Genomic DNA, 25,810 nt, shown 5'->3' on the forward strand with positions numbered 1-25,810 from the left:
GGTTATACGTACATGATTAACAGCTCCACGTTTGCCAAAAGATACAAGGACGCCCTGAGTAACTTCGAGACGTGGGAGCAGAAGGATCACGCATCCAAGTGGATTCTTATTCCGCAAAACGTAGGTAAGGAGCAAGGCATAGACGAGACCTCCCTCCAGGGCGAACTGTACACTATCGTTCACAACAAGGATGCCCATGGTCGCAAGGGTGCAATCATAGCAGTAGTCAAGGGAACGAATCCTGCTGACGTACTGAAGGTTCTCATGCAACTACCTGCAGATAAGCGTGAAATGGTTGAGAATATCACGATGGATCTCTCAGATTGCATGCGTGTCATAGCCCGAGAGGCATTCCCTAAAGCCACAGTCATACGTGACTGCTTCCATGTCGTAAAACGCGGTGGAGAGGGCTGCGAAGAGATACGCCTGCGCCTGAAACGAAAAGCCGTAAAGGAGGCGAACAGACAGAAGGCAGAGTTTCGCAAATACCTCGAAAATCTGGCAGCGCAGAGAAAGGCTTACCGCGAGCGAATGAGGAAAAGGCATGGGAAGAACTGGAAGAAGAGCAAGCGCGGAAGAAAGCCTATGAGGCTGAACACTCGCTTTGAACCCAAAAGGCTTGAAAATGGCGAGACTCTTGTAGAGGCACAGACACGATGTCGCAAGCAATTGTCCATGAGCCGAGAGAAGTGGAGCGCAACGCAGAAAAAGCGTGCGAAGATACTTTTCGCACTCTACCCAAAACTTGAAGAAGCATACAATCTGATCAACTCCCTTAGAGCCATATTCAGAAACAAGAAACTCACAAAGGAGACTGCCAAACAGAATTTCAAGGGGTGGTATGAGAAAGTGGCTTCCTGCACTCTGCGTGAAATCAAGTCCGTACGCGATACCATCAGATTCTATGAGGATGAAATCCTGAACTACTTTGACGGACGTAAGACTAACGCTTCAGCTGAATCGTTGAACTCAAAGATCAAATGCTTTCGTGCACAAGTAAAAGGAGTCATAGACATACCATTCTTCATGTATCGTTTAGCAACAGTTTTGGGTTAGCATCTGCACGGCCTACTCCACAGGGTTTGTCGGGTGCGCCNNNNGGGCGCACCCGACAAACCCTGTGGAGGGCTGTGCAGATGCTAACCCAAAAACTGAGTTGCCAAACGATACATGATTGCCCAAAAGTAGTACCTTTGCACTATGAATCAGAATGGCAATAAAAATATGTATGAGGGCCTCGCCTCATATTTCCTCCCCGAAGGAGTTCTTAAATATTTCGAGGTGACAGACTTTGCAACACAGCGTACTCTGGACAAGGATGTTCTTTACACAACAGAGCTTCACATCTATCTGGATGAGCGCGACAATCGCACACCAGACATGAAGGATTCCGTGAGCAATGGTTTTGGGGAAGAATCATGTTTACTTGACTATCCAGCCCGAGACAAGAAGGCGGTACTTCACATACGAAGAAGGCGTTGGACAATGCCGGATGGCACAACAAGAAGTGTTGACCTTGACAAGGAGTTTGAACTGAAGCATAAGGGCACTCGATACGCGAAGGACTTCGCGCTTTTTTTAAAGAGGGCGAATGGACTCTGAGACGATAACCGCTCGTCAGATTGGTTATACGTACATGATTAACAGCTCCACGTTTGCCAAAAGATACAAGGACGCCCTGAGTAACTTCGAGACGTGGGAGCAGAAGGATCACGCATCCAAGTGGATTCTTATTCCGCAAAACGTAGGTAAGGAGCAAGGCATAGACGAGACCTCCCTCCAGGGCGAACTGTACACTATCGTTCACAACAAGGATGCCCATGGTCGCAAGGGTGCAATCATAGCAGTAGTCAAGGGAACGAATCCTGCTGACGTACTGAAGGTTCTCATGCAACTACCTGCAGATAAGCGTGAAATGGTTGAGAATATCACGATGGATCTCTCAGATTGCATGCGTGTCATAGCCCGAGAGGCATTCCCTAAAGCCACAGTCATACGTGACTGCTTCCATGTCGTAAAACGCGGTGGAGAGGGCTGCGAAGAGATACGCCTGCGCCTGAAACGAAAAGCCGTAAAGGAGGCGAACAGACAGAAGGCAGAGTTTCGCAAATACCTCGAAAATCTGGCAGCGCAGAGAAAGGCTTACCGCGAGCGAATGAGGAAAAGGCATGGGAAGAACTGGAAGAAGAGCAAGCGCGGAAGAAAGCCTATGAGGCTGAACACTCGCTTTGAACCCAAAAGGCTTGAAAATGGCGAGACTCTTGTAGAGGCACAGACACGATGTCGCAAGCAATTGTCCATGAGCCGAGAGAAGTGGAGCGCAACGCAGAAAAAGCGTGCGAAGATACTTTTCGCACTCTACCCAAAACTTGAAGAAGCATACAATCTGATCAACTCCCTTAGAGCCATATTCAGAAACAAGAAACTCACAAAGGAGACTGCCAAACAGAATTTCAAGGGGTGGTATGAGAAAGTGGCTTCCTGCACTCTGCGTGAAATCAAGTCCGTACGCGATACCATCAGATTCTATGAGGATGAAATCCTGAACTACTTTGACGGACGTAAGACTAACGCTTCAGCTGAATCGTTGAACTCAAAGATCAAATGCTTTCGTGCACAAGTAAAAGGAGTCATAGACATACCATTCTTCATGTATCGTTTAGCAACAGTTTTGGGTTAGCATCTGCACGGCCTACTCCACAGGGTTTGTCGGGTGCGCCAGAATGTGTTAAAAATGCAAGATGATATTTGTAAGTCAAATTTAGCAGGGGTTGGAACAAAAGTATTAAGTGTTCTTGATGGTGATGTAAAACCGGATTTTGAGCAACTATATAAGCAAAAGGGATTATATACTAATTTAACAATAAATTTTCTGCCAATACATAGTTTGGAAAAATACCTACATGAAAAAATTATTGTAAATAAAGATGCTGATTTTTTCAAGGAAATAGGTGACCGTTTTTTCAAAGTTAAATCACTAAAAGAAGTGGTGGATAGTTTAATCAAAAAGAATGACGACAAGGCGTTTTATAATTACCTCATTAAAAACTTAAAAGAACAAGGAATAGAAGAAAATGTATTTGTTCAAAAAGTTTGTGAAATGATATATCGAAAGGAAGATATGTCTAAACTACTAACATTCTTACAAAAAACATTTCAAAATTAAAATACTTAATGATTATTTCGGAAAAATCCGATGAAGCCGCCAACTTCATTGGATTTTCCGCTTTTCATACATTCGGGATTGTTCCCGTGTCTATCACGCCACCGTCCCTGCAATGCTCAATGCTACCGGGCGTAAACCCCATGCTCCCTATTGCGATGTGGCTAATATAGTCCGCATACTCCTGACCTTGAAAATTCCTTCCCGTAAGGTTTCTGAAAATCATCTTTATGCTTATGCCGTCGTTGCTGTGCAAGATGATTTTTCCGTTCTGTCTGATTGCTTCCATGATTAAAACTTGTTTTTGTAAATTGTATCACAGATTGGAACTTGGGCTTTTTGCTACTTTTGTGCCGCCCACTGCTCACTGACAAAAGTAGCGGGCGGCGATTTTACCGCCCGTTCCTCTTCTTAAAAGCGTGTGTAAAGTCCCGTCACCATCGTGAACATTTCCTCCAGCATATCAAAATAGATACCCTCGTGTACGGCAATGTCCTTCGTCCTGCACTCGAATGTCTTTTTGCTGAATGTCCTGCGGTAGAAGCGCATATTGTAGAGATCTGCCCCCGCATCATAGATGATGTCAAGGCGGTTGGCACTTGTCTTGTTCCTTGCAAGGCTCATCCGTAAGCCGTTGCCCATATTGATGTAATCTCGGCTACCTGTCATGGCGGTAAAGCGTTTTCCACCTATCTGCTGTAATATCGTCTGTGCTATCATATTCGTTGTTTTTAGGGTTTTAAGTGCTGGCGGTGCGGACACCGCCAACTTGTTCAAAATTCTCGCATCTCGGCAATGGGTGTCTGCCGTTGCAGCCACTCCTTCACACACTCCATATTGTACTCGCTCGTGATGACTGCCGTATGGCTGTCGGTGGCGGTGAAACGTGTGCTTTCGTAATCATCTATCCACCCTTTGAGGGTGTCCGTTCCCCACGCTTGGGCATCGTCAAAGATACCGTCCAATGCCGCGATAGGTTCGCTGAATTTGACTATCAGCGTTTGATAGGTCGTGTTCATCGGTTGCCCTCCTTTCCCTGCTTTGCGTTCAGCCACTTGTTCCTTGCGGTTCGGCACTCGTCCAATGTGGGTTTGACACAAGTGAACAGTTCTCCGTCCGTATGGCGGTAGTCGTACTGCACAAGTGTCCGCTTGCGTCTGCCGATACCCGATTGGAAACGCTCATATTTCTCCGTCCCTGCTTCCGTACAGGTGCTTACTCCGTTGATGGTCATTCGTGTTGCCATAATGTTGCTTTTTAGATGATTAAAAATGTACTGACAGAACTCTGTTCTTCATCACTATTTCGGGGTTGCTCGTGTAGCGTTGGTGCAGGTAGAAATGGTGAGAGCCGAAGCCGTAAAGGAAAAACTTGTCAAGTTCGTGCTTCTCGGCAAACTCCTTTACGCTCTTTCTTAATCCCTCCTCACTTGTTGAGAGAGTGAGGAGATTTACAAATTCAAGGAACAAGGTGGGGATTTTATCGTCCCACACACAAATCATGCTTTCGATTCTTACTTCCATATCAATGTTGTTTTAGGGTTTATGCTATGCCGCTTTCATCCGCTCACGGATAAGGTTGGCGTTCTTGTTCACAAGGTCTATGATGCGCTCGTGGTATTCGGTGTCTTGGTTGTACTTGCCGTGGCACTGCACCACCTTGAGTGTCCGCAAATCCACCTCTACGGTTTCAATTATCTCACCGCCAATCCTTGCCGAGAGTATGAGGGTGTCGGCTTTCTTGTAGTATTCACTGCCGAACACGCAGATGTTCTGTGCCTTGCCCTCGCTGTAATACTCGTCTATGCTTTCAAGTACCTTGACGATTATTTCCTCGTCAGTGATTACCAATCCGAAGAATTTGGATTTGTTGGCAATGAAATCCTCCGCATCTTTTTCCCTTTGCAGTTGCCGCTGTTGTTCACGCTCACGCCTTTCAATCTCCCAGCGGCGGCGTTGTTCGGCCCGTTCCTTCTCGTGTATGGCTTCAATCTTTCGAGTTGCGTTGTCGTGTGCCGCCATGAAATCTTCGGGGCAGATGTTCTTCGGGTTGCGGAGGTCTTGACCGAGTTTGTTGAGCATACGCAGATAGTCGCACCACATGGAGAAGTTGTCTATCCGATACTTGTGACGCTTGGCAATCAGATATGATGCCCAGCATTCATCGGCAGTACGGGCATTGAAAAGAAAGTGTTTCATGACCTCAATCTCATCGCCTTTCATAAGGGTTTCAATTCTTGGGTCTGAAAGCAAGGCTTTGAAAAGACGCACGGGGGAAATGCCGTGGAAATCGCCCTTGAAGCCGTTGCGTCTGAGTTGGGGTAATACCCTCATCTTAGGATATGCACAGCTTCTTGCCACAACATCATCGTATAGGCTGTTGTGCGGTCTTATCTCCATCGCGCTGCACAATGCCCATACATCGCAGTAATAGAATGTGAAGCCACGGAGCAACGCCATGTCCGTAACCTTACCGTCGGGTGAAATCCAACGCTGCACAACCTCGTGGCAATAGAAGTGCATCGGCTCGCCTTTCCTGCTCTCGCATCTGACCTGCGCCACACGGATTACCTGATAGCCTTTGCAGGTGGTTATCACGCTGAAATACTGCGTTTCCTTGTAGATACGTTTGCGTGTGTCCTGCACTTTGAGTTTGGCATAGCATTTGGGGCAGGTACAGCCTTCAAGGGTGTCGCACAGTACGCTGTTGCTGTACCACTCGTGACCGCAGTCGGAGCAGGTAATGTTCCCTTTCTTGGTGCGGTAGCCGATATGTTCAATACAGTGGCGGTATGCCCAATCTATTTGTGTCGCTGATATGGGGCGAAGGTTGGCTGAAAGTCTTGCCACCTTTTTCTGTATCTTGGTCTTCGGTTTCATAAGCCTAAATCAAATAATGAGGGTTGGGATTGGGTTACTTTTCTCGCTGGCGGTCTGTTGCGGTTTTGCAACTTGCGGAGTTCCTCCTCTTGGTATCTGCGAGCTGCGTTCTGACGTGCCTCCGCCTTTTCCTCTTCCGTGAGTTCCACAACATGGTTCACCACCACTTGGCAGTTCATAGGTTTGCCCACCTCTATCTCGTTTTCCTCATAGTAGTGGATGGCTTGCCCGAATATCTCTCCGTCCGTGAAGCCGCTGCAACCGCTTTTCTGCACATAGTTCAGAATGTGGGTCACGCACTCGTCTATGTTTTTGGCAGGGTTGCGGTACTTCTTCGCAAAGAGCGTATCTTCCTCCGCCCGCTGTTCCAGATACATTTGTATCGTTCTTTTGAAATGGTCTGTTCCTTTCATATCGCTGTCGTTTTTAGATTGTCTGTTTAAGTCTCTCTCTCCAATAGGTCGGCTCTACCTCGCTGAGAAGGAAGTCCATGAAGTCCCTCCGTGTGTCCTTGTTCAGTTCGTGGTACAATCTTCGGAAAGTTTCAAAATTACCGTTGATGTACGTTTCCACCATATACACGAAGATGTTGTCCACCTCGTAATATCTGCACTGCTGCGCTACCGTCTTGCTGTTTCTCTTTGCCATGTCGGTAAGGGTTAAAGGGTGAATAACCAAAGGATGAAGCCGAAGTAGGCAATGGTGGAAAGGATAGCCACGATTACACCTATCGCCACTCGGAACACTCCGTTTATAATCTCTCTGATGATGTCCCAAAGGATGCCGAACACCCCGAAGGCGGTGCGCATCATCAAGCCGCATATCGCCAACCCGATGTATTGCGCCACTTGTCTGAAATTTGCCGTTGCCGTCATATCTTCGCTGTTTTTGATTTTTTTGTTTTTTATGCGGATTCAAGAGCTGAGGGAGTTGAGTTTCAAACTATCTTATCTGCCTCTCGTTTATCCGACATTTTTTTTATGCGTCTTTCTGTCGCATCGGTCGTTTTCGTTTCGGGTGCTTGAAAAGGTAGGGATTAGGGAATGCAAGGTTTTTCGGGGAAATACTACCCGAAGGGCTGGAGATTTCCGCAGAAAACAGGAGGCTTGACCTTGCTTTCCCGTCCAATCCCGGAATTACCTTTGCGCCCTGAACGAAAATGACTGACTGATGCGGCTCACTGAAAGGCGCAAAATGGAGGTAAACGAAACCAGAGGCAGATTGGGTAGAAAAAACTTCAGGGGAAAATCCGTAAAAAAGGAATCACCAAAAGGAAAAAGACATCACCGGAAGCGTGAAAAGGGCAAACCACAACAAAGGGAGTATGATTGTTTTCCGATCCGACGGGACTTGTCCAGCCGGGTGGCAACAATCATTCTTCCCGGATTGCCCGCTGTGTGTGGCCGCTTGTTTCATTTATGGGGCAGGCTGACACTCTCTGCATTCACTTTCCGCTTCCGGCACAAAAAACAGCTAAAAAAGAAAAATCATCTGGTAGCCCGTAAAAGCACCTCTTGGCATAGACGCAAAAGAAAGGGGCATTGCTTCATCAGTCTAAACATCGTTTAGGCGTGAGGCAATGCCCTTTTCTCTGGCTATGCGGTAGTCGGCACACGTTTGTTCTAAACTCGTTTTGGGCAATGGTGTTCCGACGAACAATACCGCTTTTACGGAAAAACTAATGAATGAGGTGATAAAAAATCCGGGAGTTTATATCAAAATCTCGGATAAAATAGCTACTTTTGCATACAAAGAGTTCTTTGAAGGTTACGCGACGCGCAGAAGGATAATGCAGTAGATAACTAACTAAATCGTAACCTATTACTATCAAGAGCAATTAACCTACGCTCATTTTCAATAAATTACACTCTTTTCGTAACTTCAGGGTGCAAAAATACAACTCTTCGCACTCTGTCACAAGCATATTGGCGTTGATTGTACAAAATGTGCGTTTATTGTATGAGTTGCTGCGCTGGAAGTGTTTTTTGTAATAGATGTTACCCAAAGCAGGCGATGGGACACCGCGGATACCACGTGTTGGGGCAATCGCGCGTTGTGAGGCAGGGTGTTCAAAATAGACATTAAAACGAGATAGTTTGGGGGAATTCTAAGTTACCTGAAACGCACTGCAAAAACGCAAGCACCAAATGCTACTTCAAACGCAAGCACTAAACGCTAACACCAAACGCAAGCAATAAACGCTAACACTAAACGCAACCTCTAAACGCTAACACTAAACGCAAACAACAAGCGCTAACACTAAACGCTAACACTAATGGGGGCGACGCGTCTCGCGTCGGGCATTAAGGCAAAGGCTATTTCGTGTATAGGCATTGCATTTTCCCGACGCGAGACGCGTCGCCCCCATTAGTGTTAGCGTTTGGTGTTAGCGTTTAGTGCTTGCGTTTGATGGTTAAGTCCGTTCGCATGGTTACATTTCATCGGACAGCGCTAATTTATAAAAGAATCAAGACGAGAAATGTTGCATTTGGGGCTTCTTCTATACTACAATAACTTTACTAACCGAGTATCTTGCATCTTACACAAACACATTACAACTCATTGGATATCAACACTTTACTTAGTGTAGGATACTACTAATGTTACCTACACGCAACTTACACAACCTGCACACCGCACATACTGCCACACGACACAAGCACGGGAGGAGGATATTACGGCATAGGGGAGCAGAAAAGTTTGTTGCTCCGATAGATTGTTCTACGTCCCTGTGGCGTATAACCCACCACATACGTGCATACCGACTGCGAGGCAGCGGGGTGTGATGCGTAAGATGTGTGCAGGGGTGTGTAAGATGTTTTGAACACATCTTACACTCTTGAAACCTTTGTGTATCAACTTGTTACGTGCAAAAAGTGTAAGATGGCAGTAAAAGTACACACACTCATTTATAAGGGGGGGCTGACGGGGAGGGGGCAAATATTACACACATGTCTGTAAATCCGAAACTTGAGGTCTGTAAGCCTATGACTTGATTTCCGCGGGACATACTCAAGCACTAAATGCAAGCACTAAATGCAAGCAAGCAACAAACGCTACCTCTAATGGGGGCGACGCGTCTCGAGGCTGCTGAAAAATGCCCCGATGCTGGGCAAGGGAAACTGCTATAAATATTTTCGTATCTCATTGAAAATGAGTAGCTTTACGTCAAACAATACTCTATGATACAGCAGCAACTAGAAATACCACTGAGTCCGTATGCAGGGCTTTATGATATAGTAGTACCGCAAGATGACATATATCGACAGCTTGACAGGCTGGTCGATTTCTCTTTCGTTTATAAAGAAATAGGCAAAAACTATTCATGGAAGAAAGGGCGCTTTGCAGAAGACCCTGTCCGTATGTTCAAGTACTTGCTGATTAAGATTATTGATAAACTCTCAGACAGGCGCGTAGTTGCAAATACACTCGTAAATCTGTCACTCAAGAGGTTTCTCAGATTAAGGCCGGAAGAGACAAACATAATAGATGCAAGTACACTCTCAAAGTTTCGCAAACTTCGCTTTGAAGATGTTGATGTCCTCAATGTCCTGATTGCAAAGACTCTAAAAATAGCCAAGGATAATGGACTTCTGAAAGGGAATACAATCCTTGTGGATGCCACCCATGTTACTGCCAGGGCTGTACGTTATGACAGCAAGGATTATATCATACACAGAGTGAACACGCTTGTCCGCCATCTCGTAAAAGTCCACGACTGGAAAGTGGAGGACCTCCCCCCACGACCTGAGAAGGATGCCGACACTGCTGCCTGGATTCAGGCAGGAAAGGCGCTTGTCGCATATATAAAGGAACAGCCTGCGTTACGCAGTGTTTCGGTTGTCATGAATTTGTATGAACTTCTGGAGGAGGCAATGGAAGACGCTGAGGAGAGCAGCTATCTTTCAATGGACCGTGATGCAAAAGTCGGACACAAGTCAACGGAAAAGCCCTTCTTTGGCTCAAAAGTGCATATGGGAGTGGAGAGCGAAACAAGGCTGATAACGGCTGCACATATCACCTCCGGAGACAGGCCCGATGAGAAATGTCTGGGCGAGGTGGTGGAACAAAGCCGAAAGAATGGAATGGAAGTCAAGGAGGTTGTAGGCGACAAGGCATACAGTTCTACAGAGAACCTTGAAATGTCAAAGAAACGCAAAGAAGAAAATCCAGCGGGTGAGTTCACCCTTTATTCGCGACTCCACAATAACATAACCTACGGCATACGCAAGGATGACGGATTCACATTCAACAAAGATGCAGACACCGTAGTGTGTCCCAACGGGCACTTGGCAAAAAGCAAGAGGTATAAGAAAAAACGCAGAGGGCGTAGTGCGGCATGGGAGTACAGCTTTGATATAAACAAATGCAAGGAATGTCCATTGCGTGAGAAGTGCTTTAAGGCTGGATCTAAGAAACGCACGTACAGTGTGAGAGAGCTGTCAGATCTTCACAGGGAATATATAAAATTCCAGAAGACAGATGAGTTCAAAGAGAAAATGCGGCAACGATATAAGATTGAAGCAAAGAACTCAGACCTCAAGCACAACTGCAATTTAGAGCGTGCCGAATCATTTGGCAAACATTGTTTGACGATGCAAACAGCATTGTCTGTTTTTGCATGCAATATAAAGACCATTTTACGCCTGATTAACGCCAAAAAATAAGGAAATGACAGGATAGAAGTAACATATTACAAATATGAACTACAGGAATGCATACAAAGCCATATAAGGCCATGTTTTTCCCAATTTCATATTTCAGAGGCATCGATTAAAGTCTCCCATACGAGCCTAAAATAGGCTCGAAATGGAAGATTTAACTCTATAAACCGCTATTTTGTCAGCAGCCTCGTCTCGCGTCGGGCATTAAGGCAAAGGTTCATACACACAGGCTCACACGCAGCGCTAATTACACGCTTGTCTGTGAACTTTTGCCTTAAAATCCCGACGCGAGACGCGTCGCCCCCATTAGAGGTAGCGTTTGTTGCTTGCATTTAGTGCTTGCGTTTAGAGCTTGCGTTTAGAGCTTGCGCTTTTCTTGACTTCATTGCTTTTCATCTGCACTTATGTCTTAACGGTAAGCACCACAAGGGCGAACAGCCCTTAAAGCACAGAACAAGGTTTTCTGCACACCGGCCTCAGCCTGGACTTTTGCATAAAAAAGAGAAGAGCAAGGCGGGCACATTACGTTGTTGTGCTAACCTTGCTCTTCTCTCTTTTATGTCTTGAATTTATTACTTGTGCAAGCGGTTTATGATGCGCTTCACACGACCCTTCTTCTTGTTTTGTCCGTAGCCATAACCGTAGCCGTAGCCATAACCATAGCCGTAACGCTTGTCGACATTGACATCGTTAACCACAACGGTAAGGTTGTTGAAACGGTGTTCCTGATACATGCGTTCGAAGTCGGGCAGGAAATCGCGATTTTGCACTCCGGCACGCAACACAAAGATGGTGATGTCTGACTCGCGGTTGACGATGCTGGCATCGGCCACTGAGAACATTGGAGTTGAGTCGATGATGATGTGGTCGTACATCTGACGCAACTGCTGCATGAGTTGGTGCAGACGGTCGCTCATGAGCAACTCTGTGGGGTTGGGCGGTGTTGGGCCCGACGGCAAGAAGTCTACTCCCTTTACAACGGCATCGGTGCGAATGAGGTCTGCCACCTGTGTGTGGTCGTCAGAAAGGTAGGTGGTAAGGCCGAATGTGTGGCCAAAACTCTCGCTCAGCGTGCGCTTGCGAATGTCGCCGTCGATTACAAGCACCCGTTTGCCTGCCATGGCCAAGATGGCGGCCATATTGCGCGCAACGAAACTCTTGCCCTGACCGGGAGTGGTTGAGGTGGTCATCATCACCTGCGTTGAATGGCGCATGTAGCCAAGGCTGAAACGTATGATGCGGAATGCCTCTACCACGGGGTCGTCGCTGCTGAGGTCGGTAATGAGCGACTTGTTGTTGTTGGCATTCTTCATGCGGGGCACCTCGCCAAGCACCGGTATGGTGGTTGCGTTTTCAATGTCCTTGCGGCCATGTATGGCTACATCGAGCATATAGCGGAGCCACAACACGAAGGCCGGTATGCAGAGTCCGATAATAAGGCTCACGAGCAGAATGACAAGGCTGCGGGGGCTGACTTGCTGATTGCCAATGGGGCCCTCAACCAATCGCACATTGGCCTCGTTGATGGCTTGCTGCAAGGCTACCTCCTCACGCTTGTTGAGCAAATAGGTGTAGAGTGCCTCCTTGAGCGACTGCTGGCGCTGTATGTCGAGGCCCTGCTTCTCCTGTTCGGGAGCACCTGCCATGCGACCTGTGAGCATGTTTTCGTTGGCACGTGCAGCCTGCAAGCGCACTTCGAGCGAATTAACATAACTGCGCAACGACGAGGCTATGGCTTGACGCATCTGTGCAAGCTGGCGGTCCATTTCGCGCACCACGGCCTGGTTTTCGCTTGAGTTGGCCACCATGGTGTTGCGCTTGTTCATTTGGTCGTTGTAGGCCGCAATCTGGGTGTTGAACGAAGCATCTCCCACATTGAGGGCGGGTATGAGGTCGTGGCTGTTGGAGTGTGTGTGCAGGTACTCGTCAAGGTATTTGGCCACATTGAGCTGCGTTTCAGCCTGCAGGCTCTGCTGGCGGGCGGTCGAACTCTCGTCGATCATGGCCTGCGGTGTCTTGTCGAAATCGACAAGCTGGTTGCGCTTTTTGAAACTTGCCAGTTGATTTTCGACGCTGCTGAGTTCGCGGCCAATAATTTGTATGCGGTCGTCGATAAACTTGGCAGTGTTGAGTGCCACGCGGTTTTTGTTTTCAACCACGTCTTCCTTATACGTGTCATAGAGTGTGGCCAGCACCTGGTCGGCACGCTCTACGTTGGTGTCGTTGCAGTTGAGCACAATGAGCGATGTCTCTTTGTCGTACTCGCTGGCAGAGAGCATTTTTAAGAAACGCGCTGCGGCCTTTTCCTTCGACAAGCGGTCTACCTCGATGGTTTCGTCTGTCCAACGGCCGAACCCTGGGCCGCGCACTACGCACAATGGACCGTAGGGCGTTTGTGTCATCTGGCCGAGTTGCACATCAACATCGGGCACATCGTTGCCCATGCGGTCGGTCATGCCTTTAAGGGTGACGGTGTTGCTGCCTTTCTTCACCACATCGATATGCTGCCCGCGTTTGCCCTTGTATTGCTTTTGAAATAATACCTGGAATGGCAGTTCCTTGCCATACAGCGTGATGCTGTGCAATTTTTCCTTGGTGGTGTAGTCTACATCAAGATTGAGTTTGTCAACCACACGCGACATGAGGCGCTTTGACGAAATAATGAATATTTCGTTTTTAAGGTTGTCGCCTACGCTCACGCCATTAAGCTCGAGCAGGGTGTTCATGCCGCTGTTCTTTGATGTACGGCGCAGACCGCCTGTCGACGACCCGTTGGAGTCCTCGATAAGCATGACGGCTTGACGCTGGTAAACGCGGGGCTGGCACTGCTGATAGTACCACCCTATGCAACCGCACACAACGGCCGATAAAGCGAACCATGCCCAATGGTTGATAAATTGGTGGTAGCACAACTTCAACAAGGGAATAAGCTGCATCTCCTCGTCCTGTTGCTCTTGCGGATTGATGGATTTTGTCTCCATGTTATTGTTACTTGTTTTTCAATTACTATATAGTGTGTAGTAACTATTATGGCACTATATGGCACATAGTTGGTACTTTATGACGAATAATCTCCCCACTTGGCGCAGGTTGTCAGCAACATTGGGAGATTACGCTTTAACTCAAGATAGGTTTGGCTGCGAACAGGTAGCGCAGCCAATGTGTCTTTTATTGTGCAAAAATAGCTCAAATATATATATGCCACAAACAAAAGTCTGAAAACTTTCGTTTGTGGCACTCTAAGTGTTACCTGTAAGTTTAATTTTAGGTTGGTTCCAACAAACATGATGGAGCCATTTTGCGCACTTTCTGAACTATTCGTCGCGCCAAAAGGCGGGTGTGAGCGGCAACAATAGTGAGAATATTTCAAGGCGTCCGGCAAGCATCAGAAAGGAGTTTATCCACAAAATGGCGTCGTTAAGCACTCCCCACGAGCCCAACGGGCCTATCAGGTGGCCGATGCTCGGACCTACATTGCTGAACGAGGATATGGCCAGCCCGAAGGCATCGAGCAGCGACAAGCCCATGGCCACCATGGCAAAGGTGGATAGCATGATGAGCATGAAGTAGACTACAAAGAACACGAACACGGTGCGGGCGGTTTGCGATGTGATGACCGTATTGTTGATGCGCACCGGCAGCACAGCATGCGGGTGCAGCATCTTTTTGAACTCGGCCTTGGTCAGGCGCCACACCATGAGCACACGCACACTCTTCAAGCCGCCACTGGTTGAACCGGCACAAGCTCCAATGATGCTTATCAGCGAGAGTATGAGCCAGATGGTTGGGTGCCATTTCATAAAGTCCTCATCACTAAAACCGGTGGTGCTCTGCAATGACGCGGTGTTGAAGAATGCGCTGCGCAGAGCGGTGGCAAAGTCCATGTGGTCGGCATACATGAGAATGCCCATTATGCTGAATGCGGCTACAAAGAATATTACCAGGAAGCAACGCAGCTCGTCGTCGTGCAACACATCGCGCACACGGCGCTTGATAAAGAACAAATAAAGCAACGTGCTGTTGACACTGGCCAGGAACATGAAGAGGGTGGCTATCCATTGCAAACGCGGCGACTGGAACCATGCTATGCTGGCGGTGTGGGTGGAGAAGCCGCCCGTGCCAATGGTTGACAGGCCATGGCACAACGCATCGAACAGTCCCATGCCACCAAAGAAATAGGCTGCCATGCACGTGATGGTGAGCAACGAGTAAATGCTCCACAACCAGCGCGCGGTGGTGCTGATGCGGGGGTGGAGTTTGCCTATTTTCAAGCCTGTGGCCTCTGCCGAAAAGAGCTTTACATCGCCCCCGCCCATGTTGGGCAACACGGCTATGGTAAAGAACACGATACCCATACCGCCTATCCAGTGGGTGATGGAGCGCCATAGCAAGATGGAGTGCGGCAGGGCGTCAATGTCGGTAAAGGCTGTGGCGCCCGTGGTAGTGAAGCCGGACATGGTCTCGAAAAAGGCGGCCGCCACACGAGGCTGATAGCCGCTGACTATAAACGGCAGCATGCCGACTAATGAAAACACCACCCAGGTGAGCGACACTATCAGAAACCCGTCGCGCCGCCCCATGCGGTTTTCGGCATGGCGCCCAAAGTAGAGCAACAAGGCGCCTATCACTGCAGCCAGGGCCGAGGGCAGACCGAATGTAAGGTGGTTTACCTCACCAAAATAGAAACCCATGCCGAAGCACAAGCCAAGGAGCAGTGCCTCGAGCAGCAACAGTGTGCCAAGGGCTTTATATATAATAGGTATGTTAAGCATGACGTTATTTTAGCATATTTAACTGCGCAATGTGGCATTCTTACTACCATGCCACACTAACGGCTTGCAAATATACACATTTATCTGCGTATATGATATTTCGTAAATCACAACCCAAGCTTATTCGTAATTTCATCTAAAGAGTAGGTCCTACAATTACCCCTCTTGTACTGCGCTATACCCTGTTCTACCATACGAATATTCTCTGGGTCATCAAACCAAGGGTCGCCAGATGGCGATGGGCTTTCCTTTGCATTATCAGAAAGAATGTCCTCTATGTAAGCTTTCAAAGACTTGCCGCTACACGCGGCCTTTTGAGACAACCTCTCCAATATGCTTGGAGACAATGTTATTTGAGGAAATGTCAAAGTAGCCATAATTCGTATTTTTATTACAAGTAACGTTACATGTATGCAAAGGTAAGACAAAAAGACACACGTATCAAACAACATACAACATAATAAATATACTCAAGTTTCGGATTTGGCCAAGGCGGGCTGAAAGCCCAATGTAATCCATAGCCCGGGGCAACGCCCTGGGTCGTCCGCAAGAAGAAACGTTACGCCCTGTAAGGGCAAAAGTATGATGAAGTGGCTTTACTTCTGCCCTTACAGGGCGTCACTTCCTTGTTCAAATCCACCCAGGGTGTTGCCCTGGGCTATGGATTACATTGGGCTTTCAGCCCGCATTTGCTAAATCCGAAACTTCAGTAAATATATAGTACACTTACTTATATAACTTACTCATCAAGCACAAAATGCTGGCTGAAAGAATGGTACCGCCACATAAAGAAAACGGCCATGGCATTGCTCAACAGAACAAAGCCATGGCCTTAATACCTTTAATTTGTCGCACGCATTTTAGCACGCGATATTCCCAAACCGCTGATTATCAGTGTTTCTTTGTGGACCAGGAGGGGCTCGAACCCTCGTCCAAACGGGGAAATAATATGCTTTCTACACGCTTATCACTGACTTGATTTTCGAGTGCTGGCAAGACCAGTGCCACCAACCAGCACCTTATCCTCTAAAAATCTCGCCAGAGTTGCAAGGCCAACTCTGACCAGCGCCGATTTACCTGCACCACCTTGTCAAGACGCTTCGGAGCAACAGCTCTTGGGTGATGTCTCGTTCCAGCACCTTGTGCCGGAATAAAGCCTATCTACTGTACTTCGATTAGGCAGCGAGAGCAAACTTGTTTTCGCCAGTTAAATTGTCGAAGGCCGATATTTAAGTGCCCACCTCCAGGCGCACTGCGTGCTTACATACCACTCCAACCCGCTGTCAAATCCAATCTGGCCCGAAATCTGGATATCGGTATGTGGCCGCAAAGGTAGCAATTCGGCGCCAAATGGCCAAAGCGTGCGGCCTTATTTTGAGCAAATGTCGCATAAAACAAGCCACGAGACCTGCCTTTGACAGGATTCTTGGTTAACGGGGTAACAGGTTGACAAGTAAGTTTGCCATACATTACTTAAAGCCTGAATAGTAAGGGGACTTAAAAAGGGCCTAAAGGTCCCCAAAAGCGCACTTGCATGCACTCACACACCGCATAAACACGCCATTTTGACTCATTTTTATAAAAAAAGCACCGAATTGCTTGCACCATTAACCTCCATGCCCTATATTTGCCATGAAAATGCGCACAAAGCCCCATTAACACACGGCAAGTGGGCATTTTTAATAGTGGAAATGCCATCACGCGCAAGTCCAACGAACAGATAAAATCATTAAATAATTTTACACAGTATGAATAAGACTGATCTCGTAAATGCCATTGCAGCCCAGGGCTTGAGCAAGGCAGATTCTAAGAAAGCACTCGACGCAGTGCTCGATGCCATTTCAGGTGCTCTCAAGGAGGGTGACAAGGTTGCAATCCTCGGCTTTGGCACATTCTCTATCAACGAGCGTCCTGCCCGCGAGGGTATCAATCCCGCAACAAAGGAAAAGATCACGATCGCTGCCAAGAAGGTGGTTAAGTTCAAGGCTGGTGCCGAACTTGCTGCTGGCGTCAACTAATCAGAAATTCCTACCTGCTTGTTCAGGTAAAAAGCTATCACTCCCGAGCGATGCCTCACCTGGCAATCGCTTTGGCGTGGTAGCTTTTTCTTTTTACCACCTCCCCACCCTTGCCACGCAGCAAAACGGCACTTCCGTGCCCAATCATGGCAAAGTGTAAAGGCATTACCACTACATTACCACAAAAAAGCAGGCAAACTATTTTGCATTTACATAAATATTGTTACCTTTGCACTCGCAAAACGATTAAGAGCAGTCACTTCTGCACTAATCTTGCACGGGGCGTAGCGCAGTCCGGTTAGCGCACCTGCTTTGGGAGCAGGGGGTCGTGGGTTCGAATCCCGTCGCCCCGACAAGTAATAAAGCCGTTGATTATTAAGTACATTCACTTATAATCAACGGCTTTATTCGTTGTATGCGTGCAGCCATTGCTTCTATATAACAAAGTTCAAATATCATCTTTGTTATATAGAAGCAATAACTACTTATACTCCGTAGGATTAACACCAAAATACTCCTTAAAGCATTTGGCCATGTAGCTGGGCGATGCGAATCCTACCTCATAAGCCACCTCGGCCACAGTCATCTCCGTGCGGCGCAACAATTCGGCAGCCTTTTTAAGACGTGCTATGCGCAACAACTCTACCGGCGAAAAGCCCATGAGCGACTTAACCTTACGATAAAGCTGCGTGCGCCCTACGCCCATCTGCGCCGCCATGTCTTCAACCGAGAAATTCTCGCTCGACATATTCTTCTCTATCATGTCGCGCAATCGCGCAGCAAAACCCTTGTCAAGCTCACTCACGTTCGAGGCCTTGAGCGATGTCTTGTCGCCAAAGAAAGCCTTCAAACGGCGGCGGTTATCAATAAGATTGCGCAATCGGGCCTTAAACATATCCGGACTGAACGGCTTGGCTATATAAGAGTCGGCACCGCAGTCAAATCCTGCCACACGTTGCTCATCGAGGGTGCAGGCCGTCAGCATCATCACCGGAATGTGCGAAGTTTGCCACTCGTCCTTCAATCTGCGGCAACACTCCCAGCCGTCCATCACAGGCATCATCACATCACACACCACCGCATCGGGTATGAGTTGGCGCGCCTTGGCCAGGCCCTCCTGTCCGTCGGCAGCCGTCTCTACCACATAGCCGTCCGCAAGCAGCAAGCGCAGATATGAACGTATGTCCTCGTTATCGTCAATCACGAGCACTGTGGGACGCGGTTCGGAAGCATCGCCCATCGCCTGTGCGGCGTCTGCCGAGGCAGCCAACGCGTTTGGCACCGTGTGCACCCCCTCGCCTGCAATGGCATCAATGTGCGGTGCCACCACACCAGCTCCGTCGGGTTGCATAGCGTCAGGTTGTTCATACACAAGAGCCGCAGCCACATCGTGCTGACAAGGTATGCGCACCACAAAGCGCGTGCCGCTGCCGCGCATACTCTCGGCACTCACCGTGCCGCCATGCAGTTCGACAAACGCCTTTACTGTGGCCAACCCTATGCCCGAACCATCGTGGCTCGCGTCGGCCTGATAAAAGCGGTCGAATATGTGGGGCAACTTGTCACGGTCAATGCCCTGTCCGCTGTCCTCAACCACAATGCTGAGCCACCGGCCCTGTTCGGCATCATCGGTTATGCTTGGCGTAACCGTTATTTTACCCCCTTCGGGCGTATATTTGAAAGCGTTAGACAACAAATTGTACAACACACTCTCCATCTTTTTATCGTCGAGCATCACGTCGAGCCATGCCGCATCGGGCACATCGGCCTGCTGCACATGGTAGCGCACCATCTTTTTACGTGCCAGGGCACGGAAGGGGTCGCACCACTGCTTGAGGGTCTCGTTCAGCTGCACCGTCTTGACATTGAGCCTCAACTGGCCCGTCTCAAACTTGCGGAAGTCGAGCGTCTGCCCCACCAGCCGCAGCAATATGTCGGCATTGGTGCGCACCACTTGCAGCAGTCCGCGCTGCTCGTCGGTCAAGTTGTCCGCCCCCAGCAGTTGCTCAACAGGCGCCAATATGAGGGTGAGTGGTGTGCGCAAGTCGTGCGACACCTCGGTAAAGAAGGTGAGTTTGCTCTGCGTGGTCTCCTCCAGTTCCTTCGACATTTTTACCAACTGGTCGCGCTGCGCCTCAAGCTTGTGCTTTTGGCTGTCAAGCTCCTCGTTGCGGCGTATGGTCACATAATACGAGCGTATACCCATGGCCATCACGAGCCCAATCAGCACTATAATGGCTATGCAGGCAAAGAGCAGCATCTTTTGCATGGAGTAGCGCGACAGAAATTTGTCCATCTGCGTGCCAAGCTGGTCAATGCGCTGCTCGCTCTCATGCACCTGGTCGCTCTGTATGCGGAACAGGCGTGCCGTGGTGGCATTGATTACAGCAGAGTGCAGCCGCGTGTCGCGCTTGAAAGGCTCGTGCCGCAATATGCGCATGGCCGTTTGTATCACCTTGTCGCCGCCTGTGGGATAGACGAATGTGGCTGTGAGCACACCCTGCTCCACATTGTCAAGTCCGCCACCCTTGGTCGACAGACCGTCAACGCCAATCACCTTCACCTCGGGGTGTCCGGCTGCCACCAAAGCCTGGTGCACCTTCACGCCAGTGCGATCGTTGGGGGCTGTAATGATTTGTGGCACAACGCCGGCCGCAATCAAACTGTCAACTTGCTGTGGCACACGTGCCCCCTCCCACCCCACTTCAACACTGGCCAGCACCTTTATGCCCGGCGCTTGTGCCAGCATGTGGGTCAGTCCGGCATGACGCTCGCGTGCTGCCGTGCCAGCCATGTTGGCAGTCAGCTCTACCACAGTGCCATGCCCCTTGAGTTCCTGCACCACACAAGCGGCCATATCCTTGCCTATGCTGCGGTTGTCGGCCCCGATAAAGGCCGTATATTTGTCGGAGAGTGTTTTACGGTCAACCACTATCACCGGTATGCCACGGCGCATCACACGCTCCACCACGGGGGTGAACGCGCGCGCCTCGTTGGGGGACACCACCAGCAGGTTGATGCCCTCGTTTACCAAACTGTCTATCTGTTTTATTTGCAGTGCATTGTCATCGTGAGCCGAACGTATGTCGAGTTTTACATTTTTGTTGTAAAACATTGTTTCACGCTGCATTTCGCGGTTCATCTGCTCACGCCACGCATCTTGGCTGCACTGCGACACACCTATTTTGAACGTGTCGGCCTCATGGCCCTTGCATGCTGCCACGAGCAGCACAAGCGCCACGAGCACAAAGTTGAGTATATGCCTCTTCATAAGGGGGAGAACTGTGTACGCCGGTGTAAGCAGACATTCGACGAACGATAAAGTCATGTTCCTATATTGCTGGTATGTCATGGCGCATTATTACGGGTCATACTGCTCGCGCAGCCGCTGTGCCCGTTCATCATTTTCATGTTTCACAACAACGCATTACGCCAATTCTTTCCAGGCCTTTTACCGAACATCTGCTTAGGCAAAGGTTGTTTGTTAGAAGAATTGATGCAAAGTTAAGCTTTTGCCCGCATAATTGGTGTAAACGCTCTCGTAAAAAATGCGATATCATTTATTGCAGCTTGATAAAACAATTCTGATATTATAGTTCACGGATCGTACCAATCGCACGGATTTTTTCGCTACGTGCCACGTGCAATCAGCGTGTTCTGTGTTTCCTGACTTCGTCAATGCGTCACCCAATCAAATGACGCAACGCATCGTTTTTCAACATGCGCCATTCAATGGCACAAAAAAAGTGTACATACTTGTACACAAATATTTGCACCCTCCCCATCTGCCTACTTATAAATGAATGTATGCGCTTTTACTGCCATCTTACACTTTTTGTACGTAACAAGTTGGTACACAGAGGTTTCAAGAGTGTAAGATGATTTCAAAGTATCTTACACACTCCTGCACACATCTTACACGCCCCTCCCCTCTGTCTCACAGTCCGTTTGGACGTATGCGGCGGGTTTTACGCCACAGGGACGTAGAGAAATCTGTCGGAGCAACAGACTTTTCTGCCCCCCTATGCCGTGATATCGCCCTCCCGTGCTTGTGCCGTGTGGCAGTGTGTGGGTTGTGTAGGTCGCGTGTAGGTGGCATTGGTAGCATCTTACACTGAGTAAAGCATTGACAATCAATGAGTTGCAACAACTTAGTGTAAGATGTAAGATACTCGGCAAGTAAAGTTTTTGTAGTATGGTAAAGGTATCGCAAGCACAAAACGCAAGCACAAAACGCTACCACTAATGGGGGCGACGCGTCTCGCGTCGGGAAAAGATGCAGCTATCATTTAATAGAGTACCTTTCTCTACCCCGACGCGAGACGCGTCGCTCCCATTAGTGGTAGCGTTTTGTGCTTGTGTTTTGTGCTTGCGTTTGGTGGTAGCGTTTTGTGTTAGGGCATTAGTGCTTTATCTCCTCCTAACTTCATCAATGCGTCACCCAATCAAACGACGCTACTCATTGATTTTCAATACGCGCTATTCCATCACACAAAAAAATGATGAAGTCAGGTGTATTTGATAATCGTATCGAAACAGTTTTACCATGCCGCAATAAGATAATGCGCTTTATCCTCGGAAAAGTGTAGCAATCTGCGTATCTTATCCTCGAAAAAGTGTGGTATTTTATACAAACTATCCTCGAAAAAGTGTAGTAATACACGCATTTTATCCTCGAAAAAGTGTAGTATTTTACACAAACTATCCTCGAAAAAGTGTAACTTTGCGACGTAAGTACTTATAAATCAAGGCATTACTATTCATCATAACGTTAGAGGCGTTACTTCTTCGTCTAAATCCCTTTATAATTAGGACGATTTATCGCAAAGAGCAAACACCTTAAGTCAACTATACATGGCTGCAGAAACTATTATTGACGTAAAAGCAGGCATGGAATACGATAACGCCCCTACGTTGTCTATTACAACCTTTTTTATGCTTTGGCGTTTTACCAGACTGCATTAGTTTAGAGTTTGTCCCAGCCTTCCCTGTCCGCATCAGCTAATTTTTGTTTCACCAAACCTTAATAACAAGGGCGTGCAATCGTTTTGTTGCACGCCCTTGTTGCATAATTAGGTACACAATTACTGCAAAATGCGACAAATGTTAGTCTATTAACATACTTTTACCCACCCGTTTGGTAATTTTACAAACTGCGCGTATATTTGCGCCACAAACGGGACTTATTACGCAAATATACGTATAAAACATTTGGATAATGTAAACCTCTGTATGTCGCAGTCCTGCATTAGTTTGCACCATGGCCACAACAAGGTGATACGTATCAGGCGCAGAACATAATAAGAAACACAACTCATTATTAACCTAATAAAAACAACAAAAGCATGAAGAAATTTACTTTCTTGCTGTCGCTTCTCCTCGCATTTGTGGGAGTAACGGCAAGTGCGCAGAGTCTTAAGTTCTCTGATGCACCAAGTGATGGAACCTGGGCCAGCAACACCCAATGGTATCTTATTAGAGTCGCTCTTACAGATGGCTATCACCCAAAGGCTGGTTATCTCAACACAGAAGACGGCTATACTAACGGCAACGGATTATTGCTTAACAATGACGCTGTTCCCACAACCGACAAAGGTCTGTGGTGTATTGTAGGCGATGAGACTAATGGTTATAAATTCTACAATAAGGGCGAAGGAACCTCTAAAGTGCTTGGTGTATCTAATTGGTCAAAAATGTATGATGCCTCAAGTACAGAAGATGTTGCTATGAGTTTTGACATTGCCAGCTCAACTGCAAAGTCAACAGCTTATTGCGTTAAATTCCATGGCAAATCAGACGGTGACTATTGGTGGAATAATTCTGATGGAGGTGGCTGCCATTTGTCATTTTGGAAAAATGCCGCATCGACAACTGGAACAACAGGTAATGCCTTTTATTTTATTCCTGTGAGTGATTTGGCGAACGCTGAGTATGAAGCTAAAATGTTCTTGGGTACTACAAATGTGGAAGCTTTCCGCTACATTCCAGGTGTATCAGCTGCTTGTTCGAGCGAACTTGCCACATGGGAGGCAAATAAAAACCAGGCGACTGATGACGCTTTTACTGAAGCAGCTAAGGCTTATCTTGGCAAAACCTATTACAGAATTACCAACTGCAACACTTCAAGAGCGAAATCTGTGCTTGCTGCTGATGCCACCAGCGCCGCTTGTGTTGCTGCAGCCGAAAAGATGGGAAATGCCTCTACCGTGTGGAAGTTCGTTCCTGCTGTAAAGGAGGCTACTGGCCAATATGGCGTAAAACTTTACAATGTTAATGCCCAAGCATATCTTGGTGCTTTGGCTGCCCCCGTTCAGGAACCTGTAACACCCATGGCTGCAGAACTGGCTCAAGGCGGTTTGTATAGCATCAGTGTTAATACAAATGGTTCGGTAGAGGGCTTCGTATTGCGTGATGGCAATAATGGCCGTATGAATTTGGAATCAAAAGGTGGCATTGACAAATGGGAAGGTCAACAAGGTTATTACAATCAAGTAACATGGACCATTGATGTCGCTACAGAATTTGAGGTAGCTCTCAATACTGTAGAAAGCAAGTCATACGCTACTGCCTATCTTCCCTTCGGCGTAAGCGCAGTAAATGGTGCTAAGGCTTACACTGCTGCTACTCCTGCTAACGGTCAAACAGTAATGACTGAGACTGCAAACTTTGCCAAGGAAACTGGTGTGCTCCTCGTTAGCGATGAGGCTGCTGCCAAGGCCGTTTTGACTATTGGCGATGCTGAAGGTGCTGCTAATTCAAGCGCTCTGAAGGGTACTTTGCTCGCCAAGGATATCAACGGCGCACAGACTAAGTACTTGGTATTCGGTAAGAACAATGCCAATGAAACAGAGGTAGGTTTCTTCGAACCTTCAACTGCGGTTACATCAATCCCTGCCAACCGCGCATTCTTTGCTGATGCCGAGGGTTCAGCTATCGCTTTGAACTTTGGCAATGTAACAGCTGTAAACAATGTAGTTGCTGGTAATGCCAACGTCAATGCACCCATCTTCGACCTCACCGGCCGTCGTGTAGTGAAGGCTGTTAAGGGTGGCTTGTACATTCAGAATGGCAAGAAGTATATCGTAAAGTAATTAACTGAAATACATTAAAACGTTTGTAACAATGAAGAAACAGTATATAGCTCCCGCAAGCACTTCAATCTGCTATCTTGAAGCATTGCAGCCTCTCTGCGGTTCAACCGAAGCTACACACGCAAAGAAGACCGATGCTGTGTGGTCAAACGAAAAGGGTTGGAACAGTGAGGACTGGTCGGCTGACGAAGACTAATCTCACCGTGTGAGATGTGCGTATAACAAGCATCTCACATGTACACAAGCATAAAGGCCGGAGGCAAGAGCGGCGTAACAACTGTACCTTGCGCTCCTGGCCTTTACCCCCTTGCAGGGAATAGGTAGCCCTGCGAGTTAAAGTAATTTTTTTCATTATACGGGCTGTTCGAAGTGATTCGCGCAGCCCGTTTTGCTATGTGGGGGCGGCATCACAACATAATTAGCATTAGCATATTGCCATAAAAAATAACGCCAAACTATTGGCAAACACACATAAATATTTGTATCTTTGCAGCAAGATTGAGTGAGGGGCTTTCGAAAGAAGTTCCTCACTTGTTTTTACAACACGCTATAAAGCATAACCAAAGGCAAGGGGGCAAGGAGGAATATTGGCCACCTTGCAGGTGTTAAAATACATCTGAAAGCATAACGAATGATTGACAAAAGTTTTGTAAAAAGTCTGGTGGAACAGTGGTTGGAGGGTAAGGACTACTTCCTGACCGACCTCACCATCAGTACCGACGACCGCATCGTGGTAGAGATAGACCACGAAGAGGGCGTGTGGATTGAAGACTGCGTAGAACTCAGCCGCTACATCGAGAGCCATCTCGACCGCGAGCAGGAGGACTTTGAACTCGAAGTGGGCAGCGCCGGCATAGGACAGCCCTTCAAGGTGTTGCGCCAGTACGAAATTCACCAAGGCGAGCGTGTCGAGGTGATCACCACTGAGGGCAAAAAGTTGCAGGGAACCTTGGGCGGTGTAACACCCGAGGGCTTTACGCTCACCATCGAGGAAAAAGTGCGCGAAGAGGGTGCCAAGCGCCCCAAACTGGTAGAACGCGAAGTGCCCTTCAGCTTCGACCAAGTAAAAAGCACCAAGTACGTCATCGACTTTAAGTAAGAACTCTGGCGGGCGCACCTTCGTAACAAAAGCTTGAACGCCTGCCCGACGTGCCGCGCGCACGCATATATAAATAACTCAAGTTTCGGTTTTAACTTGAACGGGCTGAATCCGAAAGTTGAAT

At 47.9% G+C, this 25,810-nt stretch carries 21 protein-coding genes, 1 tRNA gene and 1 other RNA gene; 10 read left to right on the plus strand and 13 right to left on the minus strand.

All coding sequences use genetic code 11. The annotated features are described in order from the left end of the window. Positions 1-12 precede the first annotated feature (12 nt). From BQ5453_RS04420 to BQ5453_RS04435, 4 genes are all read left to right on the plus strand, one after another. The gene (locus BQ5453_RS04420; protein ID WP_074027632.1) at positions 13-1,056 is read left to right on the plus strand and encodes a transposase; all 1,044 of its coding nucleotides are present in this window, start codon (positions 13-15) and stop codon (positions 1,054-1,056) included. A 168-nt stretch (positions 1,057-1,224) separates the two neighbouring features. Next, the gene (locus BQ5453_RS04425) at positions 1,225-1,602 is read left to right on the plus strand and encodes an ISAon1 family transposase N-terminal region protein (RefSeq protein WP_143033257.1); all 378 of its coding nucleotides are present in this window, start codon (positions 1,225-1,227) and stop codon (positions 1,600-1,602) included. Between the two features lie 34 nt (positions 1,603-1,636). Further along, the gene (locus tag BQ5453_RS04430) at positions 1,637-2,680 is read left to right on the plus strand and encodes a transposase (RefSeq protein WP_074027632.1); all 1,044 of its coding nucleotides are present in this window, start codon (positions 1,637-1,639) and stop codon (positions 2,678-2,680) included. A 54-nt stretch (positions 2,681-2,734) separates the two neighbouring features. Further along, positions 2,735-3,166: a hypothetical protein gene (locus tag BQ5453_RS04435; protein WP_071122305.1), complete on the plus strand. Its 432-nt coding sequence runs from the start codon at positions 2,735-2,737 to the stop codon at positions 3,164-3,166. Positions 3,167-3,230: 64 nt separating this feature from the next. Here BQ5453_RS04435 and BQ5453_RS04440 read toward each other — a convergent pair whose 3' ends face one another. From BQ5453_RS04440 to BQ5453_RS04480, 9 genes are all read right to left on the minus strand, one after another. Beyond that, positions 3,231-3,452 carry a DUF7688 family protein gene (locus tag BQ5453_RS04440; protein WP_004356138.1) on the minus strand — a complete coding sequence of 74 codons (222 nt, stop codon included), beginning with the start codon at positions 3,450-3,452 and terminating at the stop codon, positions 3,231-3,233. Between the two features lie 122 nt (positions 3,453-3,574). Next, positions 3,575-3,883 (minus strand): hypothetical protein, encoded by a 309-nt coding sequence (locus BQ5453_RS04445; RefSeq protein WP_002560966.1) that lies wholly within the window; start codon positions 3,881-3,883, stop codon positions 3,575-3,577. Between the two features lie 53 nt (positions 3,884-3,936). Next, positions 3,937-4,182 (minus strand): DUF6956 domain-containing protein, encoded by a 246-nt coding sequence (locus BQ5453_RS04450; protein WP_002560965.1) that lies wholly within the window; start codon positions 4,180-4,182, stop codon positions 3,937-3,939. Then, positions 4,179-4,409, minus strand: coding sequence for a DUF3873 domain-containing protein (locus tag BQ5453_RS04455; RefSeq protein WP_002560964.1), 231 nt, complete (start codon positions 4,407-4,409; stop codon positions 4,179-4,181). The genes BQ5453_RS04450 and BQ5453_RS04455 overlap by 4 nt, the downstream gene beginning before the upstream one ends. 19 nt (positions 4,410-4,428) lie before the next feature. Next, complete coding sequence (locus BQ5453_RS04460; RefSeq protein WP_002560963.1) at positions 4,429-4,686, minus strand: hypothetical protein; 258 nt, start codon at positions 4,684-4,686, stop codon at positions 4,429-4,431. A gap of 24 nt (positions 4,687-4,710) precedes the next feature. Then, positions 4,711-6,042, minus strand: a complete 1,332-nt coding sequence (locus BQ5453_RS04465; RefSeq protein WP_002560962.1) for a PcfJ domain-containing protein — start codon at positions 6,040-6,042, stop codon at positions 4,711-4,713. Next, positions 6,039-6,455: a PcfK-like family protein gene (locus BQ5453_RS04470; RefSeq protein WP_002560961.1), complete on the minus strand. Its 417-nt coding sequence runs from the start codon at positions 6,453-6,455 to the stop codon at positions 6,039-6,041. Before BQ5453_RS04470 ends, BQ5453_RS04465 begins: the two co-directional genes overlap by 4 nt. Positions 6,456-6,468: 13 nt before the next feature. Beyond that, the gene (locus BQ5453_RS04475) at positions 6,469-6,690 is read right to left on the minus strand and encodes a hypothetical protein (protein WP_002560960.1); all 222 of its coding nucleotides are present in this window, start codon (positions 6,688-6,690) and stop codon (positions 6,469-6,471) included. Positions 6,691-6,701: 11 nt separating this feature from the next. After that, the gene (locus BQ5453_RS04480; protein WP_002560959.1) at positions 6,702-6,917 is read right to left on the minus strand and encodes a hypothetical protein; all 216 of its coding nucleotides are present in this window, start codon (positions 6,915-6,917) and stop codon (positions 6,702-6,704) included. A 2,307-nt stretch (positions 6,918-9,224) separates the two neighbouring features. On the opposite strand from BQ5453_RS04480, the gene BQ5453_RS04490 reads away from it, so the two are divergent. Beyond that, entirely contained in the window at positions 9,225-10,709 is a 1,485-nt protein-coding gene (locus BQ5453_RS04490) for an IS1182 family transposase (RefSeq protein WP_071122306.1), read from the plus strand. Positions 10,710-11,278: 569 nt separating this feature from the next. Here BQ5453_RS04490 and BQ5453_RS04495 read toward each other — a convergent pair. From BQ5453_RS04495 to ssrA, 3 genes are all read right to left on the minus strand, one after another. Next, positions 11,279-13,687: a GumC family protein gene (locus tag BQ5453_RS04495; RefSeq protein WP_071122307.1), complete on the minus strand. Its 2,409-nt coding sequence runs from the start codon at positions 13,685-13,687 to the stop codon at positions 11,279-11,281. 333 nt (positions 13,688-14,020) lie between these two features. Beyond that, positions 14,021-15,478 (minus strand): TrkH family potassium uptake protein, encoded by a 1,458-nt coding sequence (locus tag BQ5453_RS04500; protein ID WP_071122308.1) that lies wholly within the window; start codon positions 15,476-15,478, stop codon positions 14,021-14,023. 902 nt (positions 15,479-16,380) lie between these two features. Continuing rightward, positions 16,381-16,779: a transfer-messenger RNA gene (gene ssrA / locus BQ5453_RS04510) on the minus strand. Between the two features lie 447 nt (positions 16,780-17,226). On the opposite strand from ssrA, the gene BQ5453_RS04515 reads away from it, so the two are divergent. Together BQ5453_RS04515 and BQ5453_RS04520 are read left to right on the plus strand one after the other, a co-directional pair. After that, entirely contained in the window at positions 17,227-17,496 is a 270-nt protein-coding gene (locus tag BQ5453_RS04515; protein WP_022102788.1) for an HU family DNA-binding protein, read from the plus strand. A gap of 278 nt (positions 17,497-17,774) precedes the next feature. Beyond that, positions 17,775-17,849 (plus strand) — tRNA-Pro (locus BQ5453_RS04520). Between the two features lie 128 nt (positions 17,850-17,977). On the opposite strand, the gene BQ5453_RS04525 is transcribed toward BQ5453_RS04520, so the two are convergent. Continuing rightward, complete coding sequence (locus tag BQ5453_RS04525; protein ID WP_071122310.1) at positions 17,978-20,767, minus strand: hybrid sensor histidine kinase/response regulator transcription factor; 2,790 nt, start codon at positions 20,765-20,767, stop codon at positions 17,978-17,980. A gap of 2,074 nt (positions 20,768-22,841) precedes the next feature. Here BQ5453_RS04525 and BQ5453_RS04530 point away from each other — a divergent pair. The 3 genes from BQ5453_RS04530 to rimP all read left to right on the plus strand — a co-directional run bounded on the left by BQ5453_RS04530 (position 22,842) and on the right by rimP (position 25,686). Continuing rightward, complete coding sequence (locus tag BQ5453_RS04530; RefSeq protein WP_071122311.1) at positions 22,842-24,587, plus strand: hypothetical protein; 1,746 nt, start codon at positions 22,842-22,844, stop codon at positions 24,585-24,587. Positions 24,588-24,618: 31 nt separating this feature from the next. After that, the gene (locus tag BQ5453_RS14325) at positions 24,619-24,783 is read left to right on the plus strand and encodes a hypothetical protein (protein WP_154668737.1); all 165 of its coding nucleotides are present in this window, start codon (positions 24,619-24,621) and stop codon (positions 24,781-24,783) included. 435 nt (positions 24,784-25,218) lie between these two features. After that, positions 25,219-25,686: a ribosome assembly cofactor RimP gene (gene rimP / locus BQ5453_RS04535; protein WP_071122312.1), complete on the plus strand. Its 468-nt coding sequence runs from the start codon at positions 25,219-25,221 to the stop codon at positions 25,684-25,686. Positions 25,687-25,810 lie beyond the last annotated feature (124 nt).

It is taken from the genome of Prevotellamassilia timonensis (assembly GCF_900106785.1).
GTDB classification, from domain to species: Bacteria; Bacteroidota; Bacteroidia; order Bacteroidales; family Bacteroidaceae; genus Alloprevotella; species Alloprevotella timonensis.